Annotated in this window: 24 protein-coding genes and 2 tRNA genes; 10 read left to right on the top strand and 16 right to left on the bottom strand. The window is 73.3% G+C overall.

Annotation, left to right across the window (positions count from 1 at the left end):
- The 5 genes from ABEA77_RS21345 to ABEA77_RS21325 form a co-directional block, all read right to left on the bottom strand.
- On the bottom strand, positions 1 to 1,536 hold the full coding sequence (locus tag ABEA77_RS21345; protein ID WP_345649970.1) for an HD-GYP domain-containing protein: 1,536 nt from the start codon (positions 1,534 to 1,536) through the stop codon (positions 1 to 3).
- Between the two features lie 217 nt (positions 1,537 to 1,753).
- Positions 1,754 to 2,068: a mycothiol system anti-sigma-R factor gene (gene rsrA / locus ABEA77_RS21340; RefSeq protein WP_345649953.1), complete on the bottom strand. Its 315-nt coding sequence runs from the start codon at positions 2,066 to 2,068 to the stop codon at positions 1,754 to 1,756.
- Entirely contained in the window at positions 2,065 to 2,736 is a 672-nt protein-coding gene (locus ABEA77_RS21335; protein WP_345649967.1) for a sigma-70 family RNA polymerase sigma factor, read from the bottom strand. The genes rsrA and ABEA77_RS21335 overlap by 4 nt, the downstream gene beginning before the upstream one ends.
- Positions 2,737 to 3,007: 271 nt before the next feature.
- Positions 3,008 to 3,670: an alpha/beta hydrolase family protein gene (locus ABEA77_RS21330; protein WP_425588345.1), complete on the bottom strand. Its 663-nt coding sequence runs from the start codon at positions 3,668 to 3,670 to the stop codon at positions 3,008 to 3,010.
- 239 nt (positions 3,671 to 3,909) lie between these two features.
- Complete coding sequence (locus ABEA77_RS21325) at positions 3,910 to 4,725, bottom strand: SOS response-associated peptidase (RefSeq protein WP_345649947.1); 816 nt, start codon at positions 4,723 to 4,725, stop codon at positions 3,910 to 3,912.
- Between the two features lie 161 nt (positions 4,726 to 4,886).
- Between ABEA77_RS21325 and ABEA77_RS21320 the strand changes: the two genes are divergently transcribed.
- From ABEA77_RS21320 to ABEA77_RS21295, 6 genes are all read left to right on the top strand, one after another.
- Entirely contained in the window at positions 4,887 to 5,585 is a 699-nt protein-coding gene (locus tag ABEA77_RS21320; protein WP_345649944.1) for a M50 family metallopeptidase, read from the top strand.
- Between the two features lie 150 nt (positions 5,586 to 5,735).
- Positions 5,736 to 7,127, top strand: a complete 1,392-nt coding sequence (gene aroA / locus ABEA77_RS21315; protein WP_345649941.1) for a 3-phosphoshikimate 1-carboxyvinyltransferase — start codon at positions 5,736 to 5,738, stop codon at positions 7,125 to 7,127.
- Between the two features lie 4 nt (positions 7,128 to 7,131).
- Positions 7,132 to 8,142 (top strand): ribosome small subunit-dependent GTPase A, encoded by a 1,011-nt coding sequence (gene rsgA / locus ABEA77_RS21310; RefSeq protein ID WP_345649938.1) that lies wholly within the window; start codon positions 7,132 to 7,134, stop codon positions 8,140 to 8,142.
- Positions 8,143 to 8,294: 152 nt separating this feature from the next.
- On the top strand, positions 8,295 to 8,618 hold the full coding sequence (locus tag ABEA77_RS21305; protein ID WP_345649935.1) for a DMT family transporter: 324 nt from the start codon (positions 8,295 to 8,297) through the stop codon (positions 8,616 to 8,618).
- A gap of 58 nt (positions 8,619 to 8,676) precedes the next feature.
- The gene (gene hisN / locus ABEA77_RS21300; protein ID WP_345649932.1) at positions 8,677 to 9,477 is read left to right on the top strand and encodes a histidinol-phosphatase; all 801 of its coding nucleotides are present in this window, start codon (positions 8,677 to 8,679) and stop codon (positions 9,475 to 9,477) included.
- Between the two features lie 223 nt (positions 9,478 to 9,700).
- A complete protein-coding gene (locus ABEA77_RS21295; RefSeq protein ID WP_345649929.1) occupies positions 9,701 to 10,120 on the top strand; it encodes a Fur family transcriptional regulator in 420 nt (139 codons plus the stop codon).
- A gap of 93 nt (positions 10,121 to 10,213) precedes the next feature.
- Here ABEA77_RS21295 and ABEA77_RS21290 read toward each other — a convergent pair.
- The 4 genes from ABEA77_RS21290 to ABEA77_RS21275 form a co-directional block, all read right to left on the bottom strand.
- Positions 10,214 to 10,287: transfer RNA gene (locus tag ABEA77_RS21290), tRNA-Met, on the bottom strand.
- A 73-nt stretch (positions 10,288 to 10,360) separates the two neighbouring features.
- Positions 10,361 to 12,121, bottom strand: coding sequence for a tetratricopeptide repeat protein (locus tag ABEA77_RS21285; RefSeq protein WP_425588344.1), 1,761 nt, complete (start codon positions 12,119 to 12,121; stop codon positions 10,361 to 10,363).
- Between the two features lie 348 nt (positions 12,122 to 12,469).
- A tRNA-Met gene (locus ABEA77_RS21280) sits at positions 12,470 to 12,543 on the bottom strand.
- A gap of 62 nt (positions 12,544 to 12,605) precedes the next feature.
- Positions 12,606 to 15,524: a UPF0182 family membrane protein gene (locus ABEA77_RS21275; protein ID WP_345649964.1), complete on the bottom strand. Its 2,919-nt coding sequence runs from the start codon at positions 15,522 to 15,524 to the stop codon at positions 12,606 to 12,608.
- Positions 15,525 to 15,734: 210 nt separating this feature from the next.
- On the opposite strand from ABEA77_RS21275, the gene ABEA77_RS21270 reads away from it, so the two are divergent.
- Complete coding sequence (locus ABEA77_RS21270; RefSeq protein WP_345649924.1) at positions 15,735 to 16,292, top strand: PPA1309 family protein; 558 nt, start codon at positions 15,735 to 15,737, stop codon at positions 16,290 to 16,292.
- Positions 16,293 to 16,308: 16 nt separating this feature from the next.
- Here ABEA77_RS21270 and ABEA77_RS21265 read toward each other — a convergent pair whose 3' ends face one another.
- The 4 genes from ABEA77_RS21265 to ABEA77_RS21250 form a co-directional block, all read right to left on the bottom strand.
- Positions 16,309 to 17,403 carry a YlbL family protein gene (locus ABEA77_RS21265; RefSeq protein ID WP_345649923.1) on the bottom strand — a complete coding sequence of 365 codons (1,095 nt, stop codon included), beginning with the start codon at positions 17,401 to 17,403 and terminating at the stop codon, positions 16,309 to 16,311.
- A 48-nt stretch (positions 17,404 to 17,451) separates the two neighbouring features.
- Positions 17,452 to 17,610 (bottom strand): hypothetical protein, encoded by a 159-nt coding sequence (locus ABEA77_RS21260; RefSeq protein ID WP_345649973.1) that lies wholly within the window; start codon positions 17,608 to 17,610, stop codon positions 17,452 to 17,454.
- Between the two features lie 286 nt (positions 17,611 to 17,896).
- Positions 17,897 to 18,364 carry a molybdenum cofactor biosynthesis protein MoaE gene (locus ABEA77_RS21255; RefSeq protein ID WP_345649921.1) on the bottom strand — a complete coding sequence of 156 codons (468 nt, stop codon included), beginning with the start codon at positions 18,362 to 18,364 and terminating at the stop codon, positions 17,897 to 17,899.
- Between the two features lie 45 nt (positions 18,365 to 18,409).
- Positions 18,410 to 19,522 (bottom strand): SDR family oxidoreductase, encoded by a 1,113-nt coding sequence (locus ABEA77_RS21250; RefSeq protein WP_345649918.1) that lies wholly within the window; start codon positions 19,520 to 19,522, stop codon positions 18,410 to 18,412.
- 266 nt (positions 19,523 to 19,788) lie between these two features.
- Between ABEA77_RS21250 and ABEA77_RS21245 the strand changes: the two genes are divergently transcribed.
- Together ABEA77_RS21245 and ABEA77_RS21240 are read left to right on the top strand one after the other, a co-directional pair.
- Complete coding sequence (locus ABEA77_RS21245) at positions 19,789 to 21,351, top strand: zinc-dependent metalloprotease (RefSeq protein ID WP_345649915.1); 1,563 nt, start codon at positions 19,789 to 19,791, stop codon at positions 21,349 to 21,351.
- 95 nt (positions 21,352 to 21,446) lie between these two features.
- Complete coding sequence (locus ABEA77_RS21240) at positions 21,447 to 21,968, top strand: NUDIX hydrolase (protein ID WP_345649961.1); 522 nt, start codon at positions 21,447 to 21,449, stop codon at positions 21,966 to 21,968.
- 16 nt (positions 21,969 to 21,984) lie between these two features.
- On the opposite strand, the gene ABEA77_RS21235 is transcribed toward ABEA77_RS21240, so the two are convergent.
- A complete protein-coding gene (locus tag ABEA77_RS21235) occupies positions 21,985 to 22,944 on the bottom strand; it encodes an NAD(P)-dependent alcohol dehydrogenase (RefSeq protein WP_345649912.1) in 960 nt (319 codons plus the stop codon).
- Between the two features lie 157 nt (positions 22,945 to 23,101).
- Here ABEA77_RS21235 and ABEA77_RS21230 point away from each other — a divergent pair, with 157 nt between their 5' ends.
- Positions 23,102 to 23,752 carry a TetR/AcrR family transcriptional regulator gene (locus tag ABEA77_RS21230; protein WP_345649909.1) on the top strand — a complete coding sequence of 217 codons (651 nt, stop codon included), beginning with the start codon at positions 23,102 to 23,104 and terminating at the stop codon, positions 23,750 to 23,752.
- Positions 23,753 to 23,819: 67 nt separating this feature from the next.
- Here the strand turns inward: ABEA77_RS21230 and ABEA77_RS21225 are convergent, their stop codons facing one another.
- Both ABEA77_RS21225 and ABEA77_RS21220 read right to left on the bottom strand, forming a co-directional pair.
- Complete coding sequence (locus ABEA77_RS21225; protein WP_345649907.1) at positions 23,820 to 24,575, bottom strand: AIM24 family protein; 756 nt, start codon at positions 24,573 to 24,575, stop codon at positions 23,820 to 23,822.
- 12 nt (positions 24,576 to 24,587) lie between these two features.
- The gene (locus ABEA77_RS21220) at positions 24,588 to 25,271 is read right to left on the bottom strand and encodes an AIM24 family protein (RefSeq protein ID WP_345649904.1); all 684 of its coding nucleotides are present in this window, start codon (positions 25,269 to 25,271) and stop codon (positions 24,588 to 24,590) included.
- Positions 25,272 to 25,273 lie beyond the last annotated feature (2 nt).

Below are 25,273 nucleotides of genomic sequence, written 5' to 3'. Positions count from 1 at the left end.
CTAAGACCCCGCTTGGCCTCCGACTTTGCCCGTGCGCGCGGCGGGGCCGGCGCCCCGGGCGGTGCCCGGCCGCGGCGTGGCCTGGACGGGACCCGCGGAGACCGGCGGGCCCGCAGCGCCTGCCGGTGAGCCCGGTGAGGCGGGTGGGCCCGCCGCCGCAGCCGCGGCGGTGCGGTCCCTCGCCGGGCGCCCGAGCGCCGTGCCGCCCGGCTCGTCCGCGGTGACCGCCGTCTGCCAGCCGTGCCGCGCCAGCGCCCGCACCAGCGCCGCCACCATCTCCGGGTCGAACTGCGTGCCCGCGCACCTCCGCAGCTCCGCGACGGCCGCGGGCACCGGCCTCGCCCTGCGGTACGAGCGGGTCGACGTCATCGCGTCGAAGGCGTCCGCCACCGCGACCACCCGGGCGAACTCAGGGATCTGCCCGCCTGCGAGCCCGTGCGGGTAGCCGCTGCCGTCCATCCGCTCGTGGTGGTGGAGGATCGCGGCGCGCGCCTGGCCGAGGAAGCCGATGCCGCGCACGATCTCGTGCCCGTACTCGGGGTGCAGCTCGATGACGCGGCGCTCCTCGGGGGTGAGCGGCCCGTCCTTGCGCAGGATGCGGGTGGGCACGCCGAGCTTGCCCACGTCGTGCAGGATGCCCGCGAAGCGCAGCACTTCGAGGCGGTCGCGGTCCATGCCGAGTTCCGCGGCGATCATCGCCGAGGCGCGCCCGACCCGTTCGCTGTGGCCGCGCGTGTAGCGGTCCTTGAGGTCGACGGCCTGCACGAGCGCCCTGATAGTGGCCTGGTGGGCGGCGCGCTCGCGGTGGTACTGGGCGAAGACCCAGCAGGAGATGGCCATCGGCAGCAGCACGAAAAGCGACGACAGCGGGCCGAAGGGACCGCGCCAGAGCACGGCCATCATCAGTCCCGCCAGCGTGTGCACGCCGTGCGCGGCCAGCGACCGCGGCAGCAGGCCGCGCCAGGCCGCACGCACCGGCACCCGCTCGGCGGTGGCGAGGATGACGCCGTCGAGTGCGGTGAGGACCAGGCAGAAGGCGAGCGCGGCAGCGGCGGCGGGCAGCAGCACGTAGGGGAAGTCGGGGGCGGTGAGGCCGTAGCCACCGCCGCCGAGCGCGACGGGCCCGCCGAAGGCGGCCTGCGCCCGCGCCGCGGCCCAGGTCGCCAGGGCCGACTGGGCGGCGCGCCAGATCCTGCGGGCCGCGTACGGGCGCCGCTCGACCCGGCCGAGCAGCGATCCTGGGACCGCGACGAGCGCGGCGGCCGCGGGAGGCAGCAGGAAGGCCGCCGCGAGGAGCACGGGGAAGAACGATCCGGCGGCGACCGGCGCGATGGCCTCGGCGTCGCCCGCGGGGCCGCGGTTGCGCAGCCGGAAACGCGCGGGCAGTGGTGCCTCGCACAGGGCGTACAGGAGGGCGAGCGGCACGACGGTGGCCCAGGGCGTCTCCGCCGTACGCACGGCGGGCGCCAGGCAGGCCGCGGCCAGCAGGGCCGTACCCGCGACGCCGGCGCGTGCCGCGCCGGGAATGACCTTCACGACGTCCCCGCCCCTCGTCGTCCCCACCCGCTGATCGGACTCCACCGGATGTGCCGACATCCGGGACCGAACAACGGGTCAGGCTAGTGAGCGGGGGCGCACCGCCAGGGGCCGATGCACCCGATTAGCACCATCGGGTGACGGGAGGCCCGGCGCATGTGCGAGCGGCCGTTCGAGCGGGGCGGGCGCGCGACGGCCCCGGGGCCGCCGGCGGGCGCTACTCGGCGGTGGCGCGGCGCGGCGCGCCGGTCGACACCTCGGTGTCGGGCGGGGTCTGGCCGGACCTGATCAGCTCGATCCGGCCCATGACCTTGTCCCGCAGATCGGTCGGCACGTCGTCGTGGCCGCAGCAGCGCTTCACGAGCTTCTTGACGGCCTGTTCGAGCCCGTACTTCTCCAGGCAGGGCGAGCACTCCTCGAAGTGCTCCTCGAACTTGTGCCCCTCGCTGTCGGGCATCTCGTGGTCGAGGAACTCGTAGAGGTGGTCGAGTACCTCGGCGCAATCCGTCTCATGCGGCTCTCCGCAGCTCATGAGCCCGCGCCTTTCCCGTTGTCGGACGACTTACCGGCAGCACCCGCGGGGACCAGCCCGCGGTCACGGGCATAGTCCTCCAGCATGCCGCGCAGCTGGCGGCGGCCACGGTGGAGCCGGGACATCACCGTGCCGATGGGTGTTCCCATGATGTCGGCGATCTCCTTGTAGGCAAAGCCCTCGACATCGGCGAGATACACCGCGATGCGGAACTCCTCGGGGATCGCCTGCAGGGCGGTCTTCACGTCGGAGTCGGGGAGGCGGTCGAGTGCTTCGGCCTCGGCGGAGCGCAGCCCCGTGGACGAGTGCGACTCGGCGCGCGCCAGCTGCCAGTCCTCGATCTCCTCGGCCGCGCTGCGCTGGGGTTCACGCTGCTTCTTGCGGTAGGAGTTGATGAAGGTGTTGGTGAGGATGCGGTACATCCACGCCTTGAGGTTGGTGCCCTCGCGGAACTGGTGGAAGGACCCGTACGCCTTCGCGTAGGTCTCCTGCACGAGGTCCTCGGCGTCCGCGGGGTTGCGCGTCATGCGCAGCGCGGCCGAGTACATCTGGTCGAGGTAGCCCAGGGCGTCCCGCTCGAAGCGCGCGCTGCGCTCCGCAGCGGTCTCCTCGATGCGTCCGTCGCCCGTCCCCGCCGTCCCTGATTCAGTCCCAGTGACCGGACCCACCTCCTCCAGTGCGGTCGCGGAGCCGAACCCGACCCCACTCGCATCGGAGAATAGTCGACCATCGGGCTTCGAGGTCTGCTGCTCCGCGGCGGCGGACCCCAGCGCGGGGGCACCGGTGCCTGCGGACACCGCCGCCCAGTCCATGCCGTGCCCACCCGGGTGTACGGCGTCGGAGCGGCGCGGGCACATGATGGAACCCATGAGGCGGGACTCCCTCTTCCTGCTCGGTTCACCGGCTGGCTTCACCGGTTCCACTCACAACAGCAGCCACTCAGCGGGCATTCCCGAGGCGGCCGAGCCAGGTCGCGACGCCCTCGGTGAGGGTCACCAGCGCGTCCTCCTGCGAGAGCGGCGCCCGCTTCGGCACGGCGAAGCCGTGGTCCGCGTACGCGACCTCCAGCAGCTCGAAGTCGCCCCCGGGGAACTCCTCGGGCCTTCCGAACGGGTCGGCGCCGCCCTGGACCACCAGGGTGGGCAGGCCCGTGGAGAGCAGTTCGCCGTCGCGTGACCTCTCCGGGCGGCCCGGCGGGTGCAGCGGGAAGCTGAGCGCGAGCACGGCGTGCGCGCCCAGGTCGGCGCCGGTGCGGCAGGCGACGCGCGCGCCCGCGCTGCGCCCGCCCGCGACGACCGGCAGCCCGCGGCGCGCGAGCGCGGGCCACAGGGCGCGCCACGCCGTGTCCAGCGTCTTCGGCGCGGGGGCGACCTTCCTGCCCGCCACCCGCCAGGGCTGCTCCACCCGGGCGACGGTGACGCCGAGCGGCGGCAGCGCGGCGGCCAGCGCCGCCAGGTCCCGCGCCTCGATCCCGCCGCCCGCGCCGTGGCCGAGCGCCAGCACGAGACGGGCCTCGGGGGCGTGGTGCCAGGTGATCCTCGCGGGCCCCGCGGGGGTGTCGGGCGTTTCCGTAGGGCTGGTACTGCTGCTCATGCGGCCCATGGTGCCTCGGGGCGCGCGGCGGGCGGTGCACCCGGCCCCTGGCGGGGCGCGCCCGTCCCGCCAGGGCGTGTCCGACACATACCGTCGGCCGCCGTAAGAGCGGGGCCGACGGCGTCCGGTGCGTGCTGTCGCGCGGCGGAGGACCGGCCGTGTACCGCGGACGTACCGGGCCGACGCCGACCACGCGGCGAGAGCGCGTGCCAGGTGCCGTCAGCCAGGCGGTAGGTGTCAGACACGACCTAGAAGAGGGTGCCCTCCTCGGGCGCCGCGAGCTCCGCCACCAGCTGCGGGCCGTTGTTGCGCACGTCGGAGACCGCGGTGGCCACCGGGTAGGCGCGCAGCAGGCCGGCGGGGGGCGGCGCGAGCAGCGGCCGCACCACCTCCACCTCGGTGCGCGCCGGGTCGAGCCACGCGTCCCAGCGGTCGGGGGTGAGGACGAGCGGCATCCGCGGGTGGATGTCGGCGAGCGAGCGCGGACCCTCCGCGGGCGCGCCCGCGAACGGAGCGGTCTCGGCCTCGGTGGTGATCACCGAGCAGGTGACCCGCCAGGCCCCGGGGTGGTCGCCCGGCAGGGACGGGTCGCGCCAGAACTCGTAGAGCCCGGCGAGCGCCATCACGGAACCGTCGGCCGGGGTGACGAAGTAGGGCTGTTTGCGCGGGCGCTTGCGCTTTCCCTTCTCTTCGAGCTGCCGCTCGTCGGCGCCGGTCAGCCACTCGTAGTAGCCGTCGGCCGGCAGGATGCAGCGGCGGGCGCTGAAGGGCCTGCGGTACGCGGTCTTCTCGTGGACGGTCTCGGCGCGCGCGTTGATCATGCGGGCGCCGCCGTCCGGTGTCTTGGCCCAGGACGGGACGAGCCCCCAGGTGAGGGTGCGCAGCTGGCGCACGGGGCCCGCGCCGGGATCGTCCTTGCGCGGCCGGTCGAGTACCGCGGGCACCTCTTTGGTCGGGGCGACGTTCCAGTCGGCCGCGAGCTCCTCCGCGGGCTCCCACGCCTCGATCCCGAACGTGCTCCGCAGGTCTTCGGGCGACCTGCTCGCCGCGTACCTGCCGCACATGCCCTTCCACCACCCCTCCGGCCTGCCGGGCGCCTCGGGCCCCGCCAGGACCGTCGAGCCTAGGTCATCGCCGCGGCCCCGGTCCAAACCCCCGCGGGGGCGCTCTCAGCGGGCTCTGGGACACTGCCAGCCCCAGTCACCCGCCGGACAGGAGCGCACCCATGCAGGACCTGTGGGACCGGATAGCCGGCACCCAGCCAGGACCCGATGCCTGGCTGGTGGCGGCGGCCGGGGTGCTGGCGCTGCTGTGCGTGCTGCCGCACCGGGTCTGGCGGGTCACCCGCAACGCGGTGACGATCGCGCACGAGGGCGGCCACGGCCTGGTCGCGCTGGTCATGGGCCGCAAGCTGGAGGGCATCAGGCTGCACTCGGACACCTCGGGCCTCACCGTGAGCCGGGGCAGGCCGACGGGCCTCGGCATGATCCTCACGGCGGCCGCCGGGTACACGGCGCCGCCGCTGCTCGGGCTCGGCGGCGCCTGGCTGCTCGCCGCCCACCACATCACGCTGCTGCTGTGGTCGGCGACGGTCCTGCTGGTCGCGATGCTGCTGATGATCAGGAACGCGTACGGCGTGCTGACCGTGCTCGTCGCGGGGGCCGCGTTCGTGCTGGTGTCGTGGCTCACCGGGCCCGAGGTGCAGGCCGCGTTCACCTACACGGTGGTGTGGTTCCTGCTGCTCGGCGGGGTGCGCCCGGCCTTCGAGCTCCAGGCGAAGCGGCGGCGCGGCGGGGCGGGCGACTCGGACGCCGACCAGCTGGCCCGGCTCACCGGGGTGGGCGCGGGCCTGTGGTTCTTCCTCTTCCACGTGGTGTCGCTGTGCTGCCTGATCGGCGGCGGGCGCTGGCTGCTCGGGCTGTGACGGCGCGGGGACGCCGTATACCCCGTGCGGCCCGTGGGGGCGGCGGGGGCGCCGGCGCCGGACAGCGGCGCTACCACGGCCGGATTACGCCCCTGTTTCGTCGTTTTTGGCAGGAATCCCCCCAAGGGTCCAGCCATTAAAGTGAGGGCCATGACCGAGAGTTCCGTGCAGCCCGCCCTCTGGCCCGCCCCCCTCGCCACGGGGCCCGTCGAAGCGACGGTGACCGTGCCAGGGTCCAAGTCGGTCACCAACAGGGCGCTCGTGCTCGCCGCGCTGGCCGCGGAGCCCGGCTGGCTGCGCCGCCCGCTCAGGTCGCGGGACACGCTGCTGATGGCGGACGCGCTGCGGGCCATGGGCGTCGGCATCGAGGAGACCGTCTCGTCGTCGTCGCAGGCGTCGCGCGGCATGGGCGACACCGGCGAGGCCGCCACCACGGGCGAGGCGTGGCGGGTCATCCCCGCGGGCCTGCACGGCCCCGCGGACGTGCGGGTCGGGAACGCGGGCACGGTCATGCGGTTCCTGCCGCCGGTCGCCGCGCTCGCGGACGGCCCGGTCTCCTTCGACGGCGACCCCCGGTCGTACGAGCGTCCGCTCGGCGTCGTCATCCAGGCGCTGCGCGCGCTCGGTGCCCGCGTCGACGACCACGGCCGCGGCTCGCTGCCGCTGACCGTGCACGGCTGCGGCGCGCTGGAGGGCGGCCGGGTGGAGGTCGACGCCTCCGCCTCGTCGCAGTTCGTCTCCGCGCTGCTGCTTTCGGCGCCCCGCTTCAACCAGGGCGTGGAGGTGCGGCACGTCGGCGCCGCGCTGCCGTCCCTGCCGCACATCCGGATGACGGTCGACATGCTCCGGGCGGTGGGAGCGCGGGTGGACGAGCCGGAGACGGGCGGGGAGCCCGACGTGTGGCGGGTGCGCTCGGGCGCGCTGCTCGGCCGGGACCTGACGATCGAGCCCGACCTGTCGAACGCGCAGCCGTTCCTCGCGGCCGCGCTGGTCACGGGCGGCCGGGTGACCATCCCCGACTGGCCGACGCGCACCACGCAGCCCGGCGACGCCCTGCGCTCGCTGTTCACCCGGATGGGCGGATCGTGCGGCATCGTCTCGACGGCCGGGGGCACGGCGCTGACCTTCGCGGGCTCGGGACGGGTGCACGGCATCGACGCGGATCTCAGCGAGGTCGGCGAGCTGGCGCCGGGCATCGCCGCGGTCGCCGCGCTCGCGGACTCGCCCTCGACACTGCGGGGGGTCGCCCACCTGCGGCTGCACGAGACGGACCGGCTCGCCGCGCTGACCAAGGAGATCAACGAGCTGGGCGGCGACGTCACGGAGACCGCGGACGGCCTCGTCGTACGGCCGCGCCCCCTGCACGGGGGCGTCTTCCACACGTACGACGACCACCGGATGGCCACGGCGGGCTCGGTGCTCGGCCTCGCGGTGCCCGGTGTCGAGATCGAGAACGTGGAGACGACGGGGAAGACGCTGCCCGACTTCCCGCGGATGTGGACCGACATGCTGGCGGGCGCCAAAGCGGGCGCGGGAGCCTGACGCGATGCGCCGCTACGGCAAGAACCCCGACGAGGACGACATCCGCACCCGCCCGAACCCCAAGGGCAGCCGGCCGCGCACCCACACCAGGCCGAAGCACGAGGACGCCGCGTCCGGCATGGTCCTCACCGTGGACAGGGGCCGCCTGACCTGCCTGGTCGACGAGCGGGTCGTGGTCGCGATGAAGGCGCGCGAGCTGGGGCGCAAGGCGGCCGTCGTGGGCGACAGGGTGGGCCTCGTCGGGGACCTGTCGGGCGCGAAGGACACCCTCGCGCGGATCGTGCGGATCGAGCCGCGCACCTCGGTGCTGCGGCGCACGGCGGACGACGACGACCCGTACGAACGGGTGGTCGTCGCCAACGCCGACCAGCTGGCGATCGTCACCGCGCTCGCCGACCCGGAGCCGCGGCCCCGGCTCATCGACCGGGCGCTCGTCGCCGCGTACGACGGCGGGCTCGAACCCCTCCTCGTCCTGACGAAGTCGGACCTCGCGCCCGCCGAGCCGCTGCTGGAGACCTACCGGCCCCTCGGCGTGCGGTACGTCGTGACGCGCCGCGACGAACTCGCCGCAGGCGATGGCGCCGAGCGGGTGCGCGCGCTGCTGCGCGACCGCACGACGGCGTTCGTCGGGCACTCGGGCGTGGGCAAGACGACGCTGGTCAACTCGCTGGTGGCGGACGACAGGCGACGGGTGACCGGCGTGGTCAACGCGGTCACGGGACGCGGCAGGCACACCACGGTCTCCGCGCTCGCACTGCCGCTCGCGAAGGCGGACGGCTGGGTCGTCGACACGCCCGGCATCCGCTCGTTCGGCCTCGCGCACATCGACCCGTCGCGGGTCATCCTCGCCTTCCCCGACCTGGTGCCGGGCACGGAGGGCTGCCCGCGCGCGTGCAGCCACGACGAGCCGGACTGCGCGCTGGACGCGTGGGTGGCCGAGGGGCACGCCGACCCGGCGCGGCTGTACTCGCTGCGCAGGCTGCTGGCGGCGCGCGAGCGCCACGAGGGCGACTGACCGGCCGTCGCCCCGGCGGCCCGCGGACCGGCAGGGAGGCGGACCGGCAGGGAGGCGGACCGGCAGGAAAAGTTTGCCCCGCGCCCGCATTGGTAAGTGCATAATCGCACCAAGCGCGACGAAGCAGTCACTGACCTGGGAGGCCCTCGACGATGGCGTGGCTGCTTGTCGTGGTCGCCGGACTGCTGGAGACGGGTTTCGCCGTCTGTCTGAAGCTCTCGCACGGGTTCACCCGGCTGTGGCCGACGATCGCCTTCGCCAGCTTCGCACTCGGCAGCTTCGGCCTGCTGACGCTGGCGCTCAAGAAGCTCGATGTGGGCCCCGCGTACGCGGTCTGGACGGGCATCGGCGCGGCGGGCACGGCGATCTACGGCATGGTCTTCCTCGGCGACCTGGTCTCCACGCTGAAACTGGTCTCGATCACGCTGGTGATCCTCGGCGTCATCGGCCTCCAGCTCTCCGGCTCCGCGCACTGAGCGCGCCCGGCCCCGGCGCGGCACGGGAGGCGGCCGTACCCCCGGTACTGTGACGGCCATGTCCGACTACCACGATGACCTCCGGCTGGCCCACGTCCTCGCGGACGCCGCCGACGCCGCGACGATGGACCGGTTCAAGGCCCTCGACCTCAAGGTCGAGACGAAACCGGACATGACGCCGGTGAGCGAGGCGGACAAGGCCGCCGAGGAGCTGATCAGAGGCAGTCTCAAGCGGGCGCGCCCGCGCGACGCGATCCTCGGCGAGGAGTTCGGCGTCGAGGGCACAGGACCGCGCCGCTGGGTGGTCGACCCCATCGACGGGACGAAGAACTACGTGCGGGGCGTGCCGGTCTGGGCCACGCTGATCTCCCTGATGGCGGCGGGCGAGGGCGGCTACGAGCCGGTCGTCGGCGTGGTCTCGGCGCCCGCGCTCGGCCGCCGCTGGTGGGCCGAGAAGGGCGGCGGCGCGCACACGGGCCGCAGCCTGACGTCGGCGACCCGGCTGCGGGTCTCGGACGTGGCGAGCCTGGGCGACGCGTCGTTCGCGTACTCCTCGCTCGGCGGCTGGGAGGAGCGCGGCCGCCTCGACGGCTTCCTCGACCTGGCGCGGTCGTGCTGGCGCACCCGCGGATACGGCGACTTCTGGCAGTACATGATGGTCGCGGAGGGCTCGGTCGACCTGTGCGCGGAGCCCGAGCTGTCGCTGTGGGACATGGCGGCGCCGTCGATCGTCGTCCAGGAGGCGGGCGGCAGGTTCACCGGGCTCGACGGCCAGGACGGGCCGCACAGCGGCAACGCGGCGGCGTCCAACGGCATCCTGCACGGCACCCTGCTCGACCGGCTCGGCGACCGCGGCTGAGGCCGTGCGGCGCGCCGCGCGCAGGAGACGGAAGGAGGCCGGGCCCCGAGGGGTCCGGCCTCCTGTGCGTCCGGCGAGCGGGGAACCGGCCGCACAGGGCCTTGACCGCGGCCTCCGGCCGCTCACCGAGGCCGATCCTACAATGGACTTTGTCCAAGTCAAGGGGTCTTCCAAAGCCGTACTCGTCCTGGGCCCCGTGGCCTTCCGCTGTTAGCCTGATGCCATGAGTGACCTGTTGGAACGGCTGCGAACCCGCGGGTGGCGCATCACGGCCCAGCGCCGCGTGGTCGCCGAGGTCCTCGACGGGGAGCATGTCCACCTCACCGCGGACGAGGTGCACGCGCGCGCCGTCGAGCGGCTGCCGGAGATCTCCAGGGCGACGGTCTACAACACGCTCGGCGAACTGGTGCAGCTCGGCGAGGTGCTCGAAGTGAGCACCGACCGCCGCGCCAAGCGCTACGACCCGAACGCCCACCGCCCCCACCACCACCTGGTCTGCGCGGGCTGCGGCGCCATCCGCGACGTGCACACCGCGGACGACCCGCTGGGCTCCCTGCCGGAGGGCGAGCGCTTCGGCTTCACCGTGCTCGACGTGGAGGTCACCTTCCGCGGCCTGTGCCCGCGGTGCGCGGCCGCCGCCTGAGACCGGAGGCACCCGTCGCCGCGGCAGCGCGGAAGACCGCGCGGCAACACCGAAGGCCCGGACCTCCAGGAGATCCGGGCCTTCGAACTGCAGTAGCGGGGACAGGATTTGAACCTGCGACCTCTGGGTTATGAGCCCAGCGAGCTACCGAGCTGCTCCACCCCGCGTCGATGAACTGAACATTACGTCACCGCCATCCCAGGGGCAAATCCCTTCCGGGCGGCCCCACTCAGGCCTCGCTCAGGCCGTCAGTTCCTGCTGAAGTGCGTCGAGCAGCTTCGCCGCGCGCTCCGCCACCTCGGCGGGGCCGAGCTCCACCGCCTTCGCGCACCACCGCTGCGCCCGGGGCAGCTCGCCGCCGCGGGCCGCGAGCAGCCCGAGCCGCAGCGCCGCCCTGCCGTGCCCGGCCTGGGCGGCCCGCGTCCACCACTGCACGGCCTCGGCCTCGCTGCCCTCCCGCACGAGCAGCAGCCCGAGGTTGAACGCGCCGCTGCGGCTGCCCGCCTGGGCTGCCTCGCGGTACCAACGGGCCGCCGCCTCGGTGTCGCCGCGCCGCGCCGCCAGCATGCCCGCGCGCACCTGCGCCCGTACGTGCCCCTGCTCGGCGGCGCGCTCGTACCACAGCTCGCACTCGGTCTTCTCCGTGCGCAGCTGCGCCTCGCCGAGCGCGGGCGGGGCGGCCGGCGGCCTGCGCGCGTCGAGCAGCATGGCGAGGCGGTACGCGGCCTCGACGCTGCCGCCGCCGGCCGAGACCCGCAGGTGCCGCTCGGCGGTGCGCTCGTCACCGTCCCTGAGGCAGGCGATGGCGACCTGGAGCGCGGCCTCCGCGTGGCCGGCCGCGGCGGCGCGCTCGTACCACTTGAGGGCGGAGCCGTCGTCGTCCCGGCTCGCGTAGAGGATGCCGAGGTTGAACGCGGCGTCGACGCTGCCCGCCTCCGCCGCCTTGGAGAACCACGGCTCGGCGCCGATCGGGTCGCCGGCCTGCAGGAGCAGCACGGCGAGCGCGTTGGCCGCCTCGCGGTGGCCCGCGTAGGCGGCACGCCTGTACCACTGCTCGGCCTGCGCGTCCCGGTCCTGCGCCGCGCACAGCAGGGCGAGGTTGTAGGCGCCGTTGACCTCGCCCGCGTCCATCGCCCTGCGGTACCAGCGCTCCGCGGTCTGCTGCTCGCCGCGCGCGGCGTGCAGCGCGCCCAGCGCGTTGGCGGCGGAGCCGTCGCCCTCCTGGGCGGCGCGCAGCCACCATACGGCTGCCGACTCCTCGTCGCCCGCGTCGCGCAGCAGGAAGCCGAGGGCGCTCGCGGCCTTCGGCTCGCCGTCCTTGGCGGAGCTGAGGTACCAGCGCCCGGCCTCCTTGAGCTCGCCGCGGCGCTCCAGGAGCGCGCCGAGGTGCAGCGCGGCGCGGCGGTGGCCGCGCGCCGCAGCCTCGCGGTACCAGCGCACGGCGTCCTCGATCAGGGCGGGGCCCGCGGTGTCGCCCGCCGGGCGCGCGCGCTCGCGGGCGCGGCGCTCCAGTGCGAGCGCGAGGCGGTAGACGCCCTCGCGGTGGCCGCGCTCGGCCGCGGCGCGCAGCCAGCGCTCGGCGCCGACGTCGCTGCGGTGCTCCAGCAGGTCGGCGAGCGCGTACGCGCCGGAGGCGTGGCCCTGCTCCGCGGACTGGCGCAGCCAGTACTCGGCCGCGGGCTCGTCGCCGCGCTCGCGGAAGTACTTGCCGAGGGCGTGCGCGGCGGACGCGGAGCCCGCGACTGCTGCGACCCGCCACCAGCCGGCCGCCTCTTCGCCGTAGCCGCGCTGGTGGAGCAGGACGCCGAGGTTGTTGGCCGCGGCGCGGTCGCCCTGCGCGGTGGCCGAGCGCAAGTGGGGTTCGGCGCCGTCGAGGTCGCCGCGGCGCAGCAGCAGGGCGCCGAGGGCGCTGGCGGCCGCCGCGTCGCCGGCTTCCGCCGCGGCGCGGTGGCGGGCCTCCGCCTCGACGCGTTCAACCTCGGACTGCTCGGCCTGGTCCATGATCTCCGTGGACTCGGTGGGTCCGGCCGACTCTGCGGGGGCGGCCGGATGGAGCGTACCGACGCCGGACCCGACATCGGTACGCCTCTGCGCAAACCGCCCCGTCTCCAACAGAGTTGTCCTATCCCCCATAAAACTCATCGTCGCATTACCTGCTACCCGCGCACACCCGGTATATCGCGGCCCACAAGGTCACTACAGCGTTTTGTCGACATGCCCACAGAGTGATAAGTCAAACACGGCGGAGGCCGTTCCGCACGGACCGCTACACACTTCGCACAAACACGTGCCCACACGTGCCGAGGGCCCGGAAGATCCTCTCGGATCTTCCGGGCCCTCGGACTTCTGTAGCGGGGACAGGATTTGAACCTGCGACCTCTGGGTTATGAGCCCAGCGAGCTACCGAGCTGCTCCACCCCGCGCCGTTGTGTGATCAACCGTACCACGGCGCGGGGTGCCCGCTGTTCAGCGAGGTGAGGGCCGGTCAGCCACCGCCGCCCGAGGCCCCCGCGGTGCTCTTGGAGCGCGACTCCTCCTCGACCCGGGCGAGCGCCTCCTGGAGCTCCTGCTGCGCCTTGCCGTACGCGGTCCAGTCGGGCTTCGGCTTGTTGAGTGCCGCCTGGCCCTCGTCGTACGCCTTCTGGGCGTCCTCGACGGCCTGTTGGAGCGCCCGGTCGCCGCCCGTCGGCGGCTTCGTCTGGTCCTGCCCCGGCGGTCTCGACGTCGGCGGGCGCGTGGTGTCCGACGTGCCGAACACCGCGTCGAGCGCCTCGGAGAGCGAGTCCTCGAAGACCGGTTTGCCGCCGCCGTAGGACGCGGCGACCTTCTTGAGCAGCGGGTAGTTCTGGCTGCCGCCGCGGGTGTACACGGGCTCCACGTACAGGAAGCCGTTGTCGAGCGGCACCGTCAGCATGTTGCCGTACTCGATGTCGGAGTCGGTGCCCTTGAGGTCGCGCACGAACGCGGCGACGTCGGTGCCGCCGTTGAGCTCGCTCTGCACCTGCTGGGGGCCCTGCACGTTGTTGCCGGTGACTCTGAGCACTCTGATGGTGCCGTAGTCGGGACTGGTCGCGTCCGCGTCGACGGCCATGAAGGCGCCCAGGTTGGGCCGGCCGCTCGGCGTGAACGTCGTCGTCAGCGAGAACGTCTGCTGCTTCTGGCCCGGCATCGTCAGGCTCAGGTAGTACGGCGGGACGGCGCTGCCCGCGCGGGTCGTCGGGTCGTCGGGGACCTGCCAGGCGTCGCTGCCGCTGTAGAACTGGGCCGCGTCCGTGACGTGGTAGCGGGTCAGCAGCTCACGCTGCACCTTGAAGAGGTCCTGCGGGTAGCGCATGTGCGCCTTCAGATCGGCCGGGATGTCCTTCTTCGGCTCGACCGTGCCGGGGAACGCCTTCATCCACGTCTTGAGCACGGGGTCCTTGGTGTCCCACTGGTAGAGCGTGACCTTGCCGGTGTACGCGTCGACCGTGGCCTTCACCGAGTTGCGGATGTAGTTGACCTGGTTCTGCTGGGCGACCACCGCGCGGGTGTCGCTGGTCAGCGAGTCGGCCGTGGTGTCCCCGAGCGTGGTGCGGGAGGAGTACGGATAGCTGTCGGTGGTCGTGTAGGCGTCCACGATCCACTGGATGCGGCCGTCGACCACCGCCGGGTAGGAGTCGCCGTCGAGCGTCAGCCAGGGCGCGACGGCCTCCACCCGGTCCTTCGGGGTCCGGTTGTAGAGGATCCGTGAGCCCTTGCCGATGGCACCGGAGTAGAGCATCTGCGGCTCGCTGAACGAGACCGCGTACGCGGCCCGGTTGAGCGGGCTGGAGAGCGAGACCCCGCTCTTGCCCTGGTAGCTCGTGGTCTTCTCGCCGTTGGACTCGTAGTCGAGTTCCTTCTGCGGGCCGCCCACGATCGAGTACTGCGTGGTCTTCTCGCCGTAGTAGATCTGCTGCTGGTACTCACCCAGCTGACCGGTGGTCGGCAGGCCCGACTCGGTGAAGTCCGGCGAGCCGAGCGTGCCCTGCTTGGGGTCGGTGACCGGGCTCGTGCCCTTGGCCGCGATCATCCCGTAGCCGTGGGTGTAGGTGAAGTGGTCGTTGATCCAGTTGTGCCGCGGGATGCCCGCGATGTTCAGCTCGCGCAGGCCCACGATGGTGTCCTGGAGCTTGCCCGTCGACGGGTCCTTGTAGCGGTCGACGTTGAGCGTCGCGGGGAACTGGTAGTACTTGCGCCGCTGCTGGACCTGCTGGAAGGCCGGGGAGACCACGTTCGGGTCGATGAGGCGGTAGCTCGCCGCCGCGTCCGCGGCCTTGCGCTGGTCGGCCTTGGCCGAGCCGCCGCCGGTGCCCGTGTAGTCCGTCACCTTCGCCGAGCCGATGCCGTACGCGGCGCGGGTGGCGTCGATGTTCTTCTTGATGTACGGCGCCTCCTTGGCCTGCTCGTTCGGCTGGACCGTGAACTTCTGCACGATCGCCGGGTAGAGGCCGCCGATCAGGATCGCGGAGAGCACCATCAGGCCGAGGCCGATGACCGGCAGCTGCCAGGTGCGGCGCCACAGCGTGGCGAAGAACAGCACCGCGCAGATGACCGCGATGCAGAACAGGATCGTCTTCGCGGGCAGGTACGCGTCGGCGTCGACGTACCGCAGCCCCGTCCAGTTGCCCGTGGTCGCCCGCAGGTCGCTCGACTTGACGGCGAGCCCGTACCGGTCGAGCCAGTACGCCACCGCCTTCAGCGACACGAACAGGCCGATCAGCACGGAGAGGTGGCCGGTGGCCGCCGCGGTGGCGCGCGCGCCGGGGCTGGTCACGCGGAGCCCGCCGTACAGGTAGTGCGTGAGCGCGGCGGCGATCACCGAGAGCACCGCGGCGGCGAAGCCGAAGCCGAGCAGGAAGCGGTACCAGGGCAGGTCGAACGCGTAGAACGACACATCCATGTGGAACTGCGGGTCCTTGGTGCCGAACGGCACCCCGTTGACCCACATCAGCCAGGTGCGCCACTCGCCGGACGCGGAGGCCCCGGCGATCAGGCCCACCAGCGCCGTGATCGCGGAGAGCACCCACTTCTTGTACGGCGCGACACTCATCCGGTACCGGTCGAGGCTCTGCTGCTCCATCGACATCGCGCTCAGCGGCGGCCGCAGCCGGTGCGCGAGCCAGATGTTGAAGCCCACGGCGAGCGCCATGAGCGCGCCGAAGACGGCGAACAGGCCGATCTTCGTCCACAGGGTCGTGGTGAACACCGACGTGTAGTCGACCGAGCGGTACCAGAGCCAGTCCGTCCAGAAGCCCGCGAACATCGCGAACGCCATGGCGAGCACGGCCAGCGCGCCCAGGACCAGCAGCAGGACGCGCACGCGCCCCGACGGGCGGCCCGCCCTCGTCCGTGGCCCGGTCGGGCCTGAGCCGCGGTCCGGCATCTGGAAAGCCAACGTGCGCACCTCGAAAGAATCCGGGAACCCCCGGTCGGACCGGGGGAAGGGTCAGGGTCGTGCTGCCGGTGGTCCGGTGAGGACGCGGCCGGCGGGTCGTACTCCGCCGGGCCAGGCGATCGTAGGACCCCACCATGCAACTTACTGGGGCTTTACTCAGTTCCCGCTGGGGGCTGTGAAGGAGGCAGGATGTTGGCCATGTCGAACGTTTCCCCTTCAGGGACCCCGATGGCCGCGAACCCGCTGACGCGGGCCGTGCTCGAAATCGACGAGTACGCGGCGGGCCTCGGCTGGGACCAGCCCGCCCGTCTCTTCGCGCTCGTGGACAGCGACCGCATGCGTGCGGACGAACCCGAACTCGCGACCCAGCTGGGTCTTGACCACGGCGACGACGTCGCCCCCCTCACCCCCGTCGAGCAGGACGAGATCCCCGCGGGCACCGCGCTCGACGAGTTCCTCGCCACCATCGCCTGGCCGGACGCGGTCGCGGGCTGCGCCCTCGCCGTGGAGCGTCTCATGCTCCCGCCGACCGCGGAGGCCAATCTGCCCGAGGGCCTCGACGAGGCCGCGCTCGGCGACTGGGTCGCGCGCCACCCGGACCGGCAGGAGGTGCGGATGACGGTGGCGGTGCTGCGCGACGGGAGCCGCGAGTCGGCGCTGCGGCTGCGCGAGAAGGACAGCGCGTCGGAGGTGCTGACCGGGTCCGGGCTCGTGCCGGGGCTCGCGGAGGCGCTGTCGGCCACCTTCGAGGCGTAGGGCGCACGAGGCGCGGTCAGCCTGCCGAGCACCGGGGCAGGCCGGCCGTGTCGCCGGTGCGGATCTTGTCGAGCGAGGCCTTCGCGTCGGAGATGTTCTTGACCTTGACGAGCGTCAGGCCGCTCGGGGTGTCCGCCGCGGCGGCCGCACAGTTGTCCGCCGGGGTGAGGAAGTAGCGCGCGCCCGCGTCGCGCGCGCCGACCAGCTTCATGGCGATGCCGCCGATCGGGCCGACCGTGCCGCTGTCGTCGATCGTGCCCGTGCCCGCGACGAACGTGCCGCCCGTCAGCGAGCCCGGCGTCAGTTTGTCGACCAGGCCGAGGGAGAACATCAGTCCCGCACTCGGGCCGCCGACGTCAGCGAGCTTGATGTCGATGGAGAACGGGAACGTGTGGTCGGTGCCCGCGGCGATGCCGACGATGGCGCGCTTCTTGCCCTGGTCGTGCGAGGTCGCGGTCTTCACGACGACCTCCCGGCCCCCGGTGGGCTGCTTGTCGGCCTTCTTCGCGTCGGCGGCCTGCTCGGCGGGGACCACGGTGAAGGTGACGTCCTGGCCGGGCTTGTGCCGGGTGACCAGCTGCGCCACCTGCTCCTGCCTGGTGACCCCCGTGCCGTCCACGGCGAGGATCAGGTCGCCGGCGTGCAGCCTGCCCTCCGCGGGGCTGCCCTTCAGCACGCTCGCGACGTCGACGTGCGAGACGAAGGGGATGTGCAGCAGCCGGAGCGCGGAGACCTTGGCGCTCTCCTGCGACTCGCTGAACTCCTCGGCGTTCTCCTGCGTCGACTGCTGCTCGGTCTGGCCGTCCGGGTACAGCGTGTCGTGCGGGACGACGACCTGGTCGTGGGAGAGCCAGCCGTAGACCGCCTCCACCATGTTGAGGCGGGTGTCCGCGCTGGTGACGCGGACGGTGACCATGTTGAGGTGGCCCGAGGTCGGGTACGTCTTGTGGCCCGAGATCTGGAGCACCGGCTTGCCGCCGACGCTCGACAGGGTGTTCGTCGTCGGCCCCGGGCTCATCTCCGCGTACGGCACCTTCGTGAGGACGCCCACGCACAGGAGAGCGATCAGGACGAGAGTGGACGCGAGCATCGTCACCGTACGGCGTGGCATGGAACGACAGTACGGGAAACGCCTGTGAGCACGCCTTCCGGGCGGCGGCTACCCGGCGCGGTCGCGCTCCATCTCCATCGCGTCCCGGAAGCGGGCGTAGCCGTGCAGTTCGGCCATGTCACCCACGATCCGGCTCTTGGAAACCCAGCTCCCCCATATCGCCGCGCCGAGGGCGACGACGACAGGAATCAGCAACCAGGTCAGCACGCCCATCGCGATCCTCCGTCCCAGTCAGCAGATTGGATCTACGGATTTACCGTCTGTATATCCAACGCTGCTGGGGGTGGGCGGGTTACGCAAATCGGGCGGTGGCCGGCCACGAGAGGTTAGACCCCGGGCCGGACCGCCCGCCCGTCGCCCGGCCACCGCCCCCCGAACGGATGGGGGCTACGCCCCAACCCACCCACCCGTCACCCGACCACCACCCCTATGCGAAGGGGCTACGCCCCAACCCACCCACCCGTCACCCGACCACCACCCCTATGGGAAGGGGCTACGCCCCAACCCACTCTTCTGTGCCGTCGCTGAAGGTCTGGTGTTTCCAGATGGGGACGTCGTGCTTGAGGTCGTCGATGAGCCTGCGGCAGGCGGCGAAGGCCTCCGCGCGGTGCGGGCAGGCCACGGCGACGACGACCGCGAGATCTCCGACGGCCAGATCCCCCACACGGTGGACCGCGGCGAGCGCGCGCACCGGGAAGTCCGCGACGACCTTCTCCGCGACGCGGCGCAGCTCCGCCTCCACGGTGGGGTGGGACGAGTACCCGAGGCCCTCGACGCCCGCGCCGCCGTCGTGGTCCCGTACCGTGCCGACGAACAGGGCCGTTCCGCCCGCCGACCGGTCACCGACCGCGGCGAAGACCTCGTCGAGGCTGAGCGGGGTCTCGCGGATCGCGAGCAGCCGTATCGGGCCGCCGCCCGGCCGCTCACCCGGATGGTCCATACGGTCCTGTGTGGTCACCATGGCCTCCATCGTGCCCCACCGGGGTGAGCACCGTCACCGCCCGCGCTACAGCCTCCTGCGTGCCTTGCGCACCCTGCGGACCACCGCGGCCGTGCCGAGCAGCGCGACCGTGGCGCCCGCGGCGCCCGCCGCGGTGGCGTCCTTGCGGCCGAGCCTGCGGCCCGCGACGGTGTGCCGGCCGCCGACCTCTTCGAGGAGCGCGCCGAGCACCTCCTCGTTGGTCCAGCGCGGTCGCCACCCCGCGTCGTGCAGCGCGGTCACGCTGACCACCCACGGGTACATGGTGTACGCGAGGTCGCCCGCGGGGGACGGCGTGAGGCCGATGCGGTGCAGCCGGGCCGCGGCGCCCAGGGCCACCGCGGACGGCAGCTCCATCCTGCGGATGCCGCTGAGCCGCTCCACCTCCTCCTGTTCGAGCCAGCCGTCGCAGCCGACCGCGAGTTCGCCCTCCACCTTGCCGAGCGCCGCGTACTCCAGGGCGCTGACCAGGTCCTCGACGTGGCAGAACTGCCAGGTGGGGCGCGACCCGGCGACGACGAGGAGGCGCGGGGACTCGAAGTACCTGGTCATCGCGGTGTCGGTGCCACCGACCAGCAGGGCGGGGCGTACGACGGTGACGTTGAGGCCCGGGTGGGCGCGCGGCGCGCGGCGGCCGAGCCGCTCGATCTCCAGCAGGTCGCCCACGCCGGTGGCCTCGGCCGTGGCGCGCAGCTCGGCGTCCTCGGAGAGCGGGATGTCGTTGTCGGGCAGCGCGCCGTAGACCATGGCCGACGTGCACAGCACGACGCGGTGCACCCCGGCGGCTGCCGCCGCGGTCAGCACGGTCTGCGTGCCGCGCACGTTGTACGCGGTCCTCGCGGCCGGGTCGCTGCCGAGGTCGAGGTCGAGCGCGAGGTGGACCACCACGTCGGCGCCGCGCAGCCGGTCGGCGATGGCGGGGTCGCGGATGTCGAGCACGTGCCACGCTGCGTCCTCCACCTCGCCCCTGCGTTCGTCGAACGCGAGGACGCGGCGGATCTCGCCGGACTCGGCGAGCCTGCGGGTCAGCAGGTCGCCGACCCCGGTGGCGGCGCCGGTGACGGCGACGACGGGGCCGCGGGACCTGCTCGGGGATGCGGGGTTTCGCGTAGCGCGAACCTGTGGCTCTGGGGAACTCACCGGGCGTCTCCAGCGGTTGTCTTCAGTACGTACGGGAAGGACGCGTACGTACCAGGTGGCGTTCATCCTGCCGCAGACCGCCAGGAGGTGTGCGTTCGGCCCGGAAGCCGCCCGTGTGTCGTTTCCGGACGTCAGGGGCGTGGTGCGCGTGCCCGGCCGCGGTCGCCGGCCGACGCCGTGCCCCCGGAGCGCGCAGAAGCATAGGCTGGATGTGCAGGGCAGCCGCCGCCGGCAGGAGCCGGCGGCCCAACGAGCCGAGGAAACCCGTGAGTGACACCCCATTCGGATTCGGCCTTCCGCCGGAGGAGCCGGAGGACGGCGACGGCAAGAAGAACGATCCCGCCGGAGGTCAGGGTTCCGGTGGCAAGGGCGGTGCGGGCGGCAACCCGTTCGGCTTCGGTTTCGGCCTGCCGGGCGGGGGCGGCGGAGCGGGCGACAACCCGTTCGCCGCGATGTTCGGCTCCCTGAACCCCGGCGACCTGGGGCAGGCCTTCCAGCAGCTCGGGCAGATGCTCAGCTTCGAGGGCGGCCCGGTCAACTGGGACATGGCGAAGCAGATCGCCCGGCAGACGGTCGCGCAGGGCACCCAGGACGGCACGAAGGACGCCAGCGTCACCGCGGGCGACCGGGCCTCGGTGGGCGAGGCGGTGCGCCTCGCCGACCTCTGGCTCGACGGCGTGACCTCGCTGCCCTCGGGTGCGAACACGGCGGTGGCGTGGAGCCGCGCCGAGTGGGTCGAGGCGACGCTCCCCGCCTGGCAGCAGCTGGTGGACCCGGTGGCCGAGCGGGTCGGCACGGCGATGGGCGACGTGCTGCCCGCCGAGATGCAGGACATGGCGGGCCCCCTCATCGGGGTGATGCGCTCCATGGGCGGCGCGATGTTCGGCCAGCAGCTGGGGCAGGCCGTGGGCGTGCTGGCCGGCGAGGTCGTCGGCTCCACCGACATCGGCCTTCCCCTCGGCCCCGCGGGCAAGGCGGCGCTGCTCCCGCTGAACGTGGAGGCGTTCGGCAGGGACCTGGGCGTCCCGCAGGACGAGGTGCGGCTGTATCTCGCGCTGCGGGAGGCGGCCCACCAGCGGCTTTTCACGCACGTGCCGTGGCTGCGGTCGCACATCTTCGGCGCCGTCGAAGGCTATGCGCGGGGCATCAAGGTCGACACGTCGAAGCTGGAGGACGTGGTCGGCCAGTTCGACCCGTCGCGCCCGGAGGAGATCCAGGAGGCGCTCCAGCAGGGCATGTTCCAGCCGGAGGACACCCCCGAGCAGAAGGCCGCGCTGGCCCGTCTGGAGACGGCGCTCGCGCTGGTCGAGGGCTGGGTGGACGCGGTGGTGCACGAGGCCGCGAAGACCAGGCTGACCGGTGCGGACGCGCTGCGCGAGACCCTGCGCAGGCGCCGGGCGTCCGGCGGCCCGGCCGAGCAGACCTTCGCCACGCTGATCGGCCTCCAGCTGCGGCCGCGCAGGCTGCGGGACGCGTCCCGGCTCTGGGCGTCGCTGACGGACGCGCGGGGGGTGGACGGCCGCGACGCCCTGTGGGAGCACCCGGACATGCTGCCGACCGCGTCCGACCTGGACGACCCGGACGGTTTCGTGCACCGCGAGCAGATCGACTTCTCCGAGTTGGACAAGATGCTCGGGGAGGCGGCGGGCCCTGAGGCATCCGGGACCCGTGGGGCTTCCGAAACTCCTGGTTCCTCCGGCACTCCCGAGGCACCCGGATCCCCCGAGGCTCCCGAGGCTCCCGAGGCCAAGGGTGAGGACGAGGGGCGTGAGGGCGGCGACGGCACGGAGGAAGAGGGCAAGGGCGACAAGGGCGACGGCGGCCGGTGAGCCTCTACGGCGACGCGGTACGGGTGCTGAAGGAGTTCCCGGCCCCCGCACCACCGGACGCGCCCGCCGCCGAGGCGGCGGGTGACCCGGGCCGCCTGCGCCCGACCGGCTTCGCAGGCCCCGCCGAACTCGCCGAGGAGCAGGAGGAACTGCGGCAGGCGTATCTGGACCACCTCGCCGCGCACCCGGACGGCCTGTGGAAGGCGTGCGGCGCCGGGCATCTGACGGCGAGCGCGCTGGTGGTGGACCCCGCGCGGGAGCGGGTCCTGCTGACCCTGCACCGCAAGCTCGGGATGTGGCTCCAGATGGGCGGCCACTGCGAGCCGGGCGACGCCTCGCTGGCGGCGGCCGGGCTGCGCGAGGCCGTGGAGGAGTCCGGGATTGGCGGCCTGAGGCTGCTGCCCGGCGGCCCGGTCCGCCTCGACCGGCACCCGATCCCGGCGCCCTGCCACTGGCACTTCGACGTGCAGTACGCGGCGCTCGCCCCCGCGGGCTCCGTCGCCGCGATCAGCGAGGAGTCGCTCGACCTGCGGTGGTTCGGCTACGACGAGGTGGCGGGCGTCGCCGACACCTCGGTCGTACGGCTGCTCGCCGCGGCCCGCGCGCGCCTCGGCTGACGGGTCCTCGTACCGCTCAGTCGATCCGTACGACGTGCTTGCCGCGCACGCCGCCGGCTTCCAGGGCGCGGTGCGCGGCGGCGATCTCCGCGAGCGGGCGGACGGTGTCGACGACGGGGCGCAGGATGCCGTCCTCCGCGTAGCGCGCCACCCGCGCCAGCAGGCCGTGGTCCGGGTTGCCGCTGAAGAACCGCGTCCTGCGGGACCCGTGCACGGCCGAGCCGGCCATTCGTGCGAGGCCCGTCGCCATGTGGTCGAGGTCGAAGGCGATGGCGACCATCCGGCCGCCGGGCGCGAGCAGCCGCCGGTACGCCTCCTGGCCGGCACCGACGGTGTCGAGGACCACGTCGAACGCGCCGAGCGACCCGGGCCCCGTGGTCGTGTAGTCGAGCGCCTCGTGGGCGCCGAGGCCCCGGACGAAGTCGAGATTGCCGGGGCCCGCGAGTGCCGTGACCCGGGCGCCGAGCGCGGCCCCGAGCTGCACGGCGACGCTGCCGACACCGCCGGCCCCGCCACGTACGAGCAGCCGCTCCCCCGGCCTGAGCCCGGCCTTGCCGACCAGCGCCGTGTGGCCGGTGGTGCCGCCCGCGAGCAGCGACACCGCCTCGACCGCGGTGAGTCCCTCGGGGGCCCGTGCCAGCCGCCGCGGACGCACGACGACGTAATCGGCCGCGCTGCCGAAGCGGGTGCGCGGCAGCAGCCCCCACACCGGGTCGCCCTCCCGCAGCCCCGTCACCCCGTGGCCGGCGCCCGCGACCTCTCCTGCGAAGTCGATGCCCACCCGCTGTGGGAAGGAGCGGCCGGTCAGCAGCTTGAGCCGGCCGGCCCGCGCGGCGGTCTCGCCGCCGTTGACGCTCGCGGCCCGCACCCGTACCAGCACCTCTCCGGGGCCGGGCTCGGGAACGGGGACGGCGCCCACGTAGAGCACCTCGGGCGGGCCGTAGCTGTCGTGGAGCACCGCGCGCATGTCGTCCATGGTCCTGCCGTCCTGCCGTTCCTCGTGCCGTCCCGTGTCCCCTGCCGCATCCGCCGCGGGGCGCGGCAGGATAAGTGGTGGGGGGCTTCCGCTTGCCTCCGCCGACGCTAACGCCGTTGGTGCCGCGCCCCTGCCCGTCCGCGTCGAAGTGAGAGACATGCCAGGTGAGCCGTATCAGAAGGGGGCGGGGGCGCTGCGCTCCGACGCCCGGCACAACCGCGAGCGGATTCTCGCCGCGGCCCGTGAGGCGTATGCGGCGCGGGGGATCGACGTGCCGCTCACCGCGATCGCGCGCAGGGCGGGCGTGGGGGTCGCGACCCTGTACCGCCGGTTCCCGACGCGCGCCGCCCTCGTCGCGGAGGCTTTCGCCGAGCAGCTCGCCGTCTGTGCGGGCCTGCTGGACGACGCGCTCGCCGACCCCGATCCGTGGCGGGGGTTCTGCACGGTGGTCGAGAAGGTGTGTGTGATGCAGGCGGTCGACCGGGGATTCACCGCGGCGTTCCTCGCTCAGTTCCCCGACGGCGGCACCGACTACGAACAGGTGCGCAGGCGGGCGGAGGACGGCCTGGTGGAACTCGTGCGGCGGGCGAAGGCCGACGGGCGGCTGCGGGCCGACTTCGCGGTCTCCGACCTGACCCTGGTGCTGCTTGCCAACGCGGGGGTGGCCGCGGAGCCGCAGGAGGTCGCGGTGGCGGCGTCGCGCCGGCTCGCCGCGTACCTGCTGCAGTCCTTCAGGGCGCAGGGGGCGCGTCCGCTGCCGCCGCCCGCGCCGCTCGGCCTGCGGAACGTGCACGCCGGGAGCCGCTGAGCGCACCGGCGTGAAGGGGCGGGCGGGGTGGCCCGCCCCGTTCCGCACCGCGTGCGCCTGCCGGGTGTCAGCTCCAGACGCTCCCCGGGTTCTGCCCGTGTGCGCCACGCTGGCCGGCGCCGAACTGCGCGGCGATGCCGGAGCCGATCACCGCGTTCTGCGGCGGCAGCAGCTCGCTCGGCTGCACCAGGGCGAAGCCCTGGCCGAGGAAGCTGAGTTCCCAGCCCTCGCCGGTGCTGCCGCGCCGCCGCAGTACCGGCGACGAGTACGTCTGGGCCTGCATCTGCACCCGCAGCGACGACGACCACGCGACGATCGCGTCCGCGTCGGCGCTGACGTACTTCTCCGGCGTGACCTGGAGCATCAGCGGCTGCCCCGAGGTCATGAGGGCGACCTTGCCGGTGCCGGTGATGTTCAGCTGGTACTTGCCGGTGCCGGAGATGCCGTACTGGCTGTCCACCGCGACCACCTCGTGGTGCAGCGTCGAGTCGAGCGCCAGCACGTAGGCGCTGTCGACGGTGAGGCCGTCCCTCTCGACGTCCACGACATGGACGTACTGCGCGAGGTTGGCCAGGTAGACCGTGCCCTGCCCAAAGACGCGCATCAGGTCGAGGCCCTCGCCGGTGCGCGCCCGAGCGACGCGCCTGCCGGTGCTCCGGTACTCGCCGTCGAACTCCAGCAGCCCCTGGTAGGCGACCATGGCGCCCTTGCGGGCGAGCACGTCGTCCTGGCCGGTGAGCGCGACGCGCAGCAACTGGCTGTTCTGGAGCGCGTACCGCTCCTGGGTCTGCGCCTCCGTGTAGGCGAACAGCGGACTCTGCATGGTGTCTCCCCCTCAGCCGCGGACGCGCAGGCGGTCGGTGCTGTCCTCGCTGGGCTGTACGACGACGAGCCCCTGGCCCGAGAAGGCCATCTGGTACGCCTCGCCGCTGCCGCGCCCGATCAGCGCGCCCGCTTTGAAGCTGCGCTTGCCCTTGACCTTGAGGTTCGGCGACCAGGCGACGAGCGCGTCCGGGTCGACGTACGTCTCGTCCTCGCCGCGCCCGCAGTCGACCACGACCGGGGTGCCGCGCGAGGTCAGGGCGACCCAGCCGGTGCCGGAGATCTGCACGTTCCACAGGCCCTGTCCTGCGAACTTCGCGAGGCCCCTGACGCGCTCCACGCCCCACTGGAGGTGGGCGTCGAAGGCGAGGACGTTGGAGCCGTTGACCGAGATCGCGTCGCCGTTGAGGTTGATCACGACGACATGGGCTCCGTAGTCGGCGAGGTAGAGCAGGCCGTCGCCGCTGCACTTCATGATCGGGGTGCCCTCGCCCGTGACCCAGTGCTCGGCGATGTGCCGTACGGAGGGCGGGTTGGGCTCGTACTGGATGAAGCCCTCGTAGGCGACCATCGAGCCGGTGCGCGCGTAGAGGTCCTGGCCGCTCGCCATGGCGACCTTGAGCATGGTGTGGCCGTGGTTCTCCATGCGGGCCGCGATGGGGGTCGGCGCGAAGCCCGCGAGCTGCTGTTCCGTCATGT

The organism is Streptomyces tremellae (assembly GCF_039540215.1).
Lineage (GTDB): Bacteria > Actinomycetota > Actinomycetes > Streptomycetales > Streptomycetaceae > Streptomyces > Streptomyces tremellae.
Note: the sequence above shows the minus strand (reverse complement) of the source record. Positions and strands in the feature narration are given on the sequence as shown.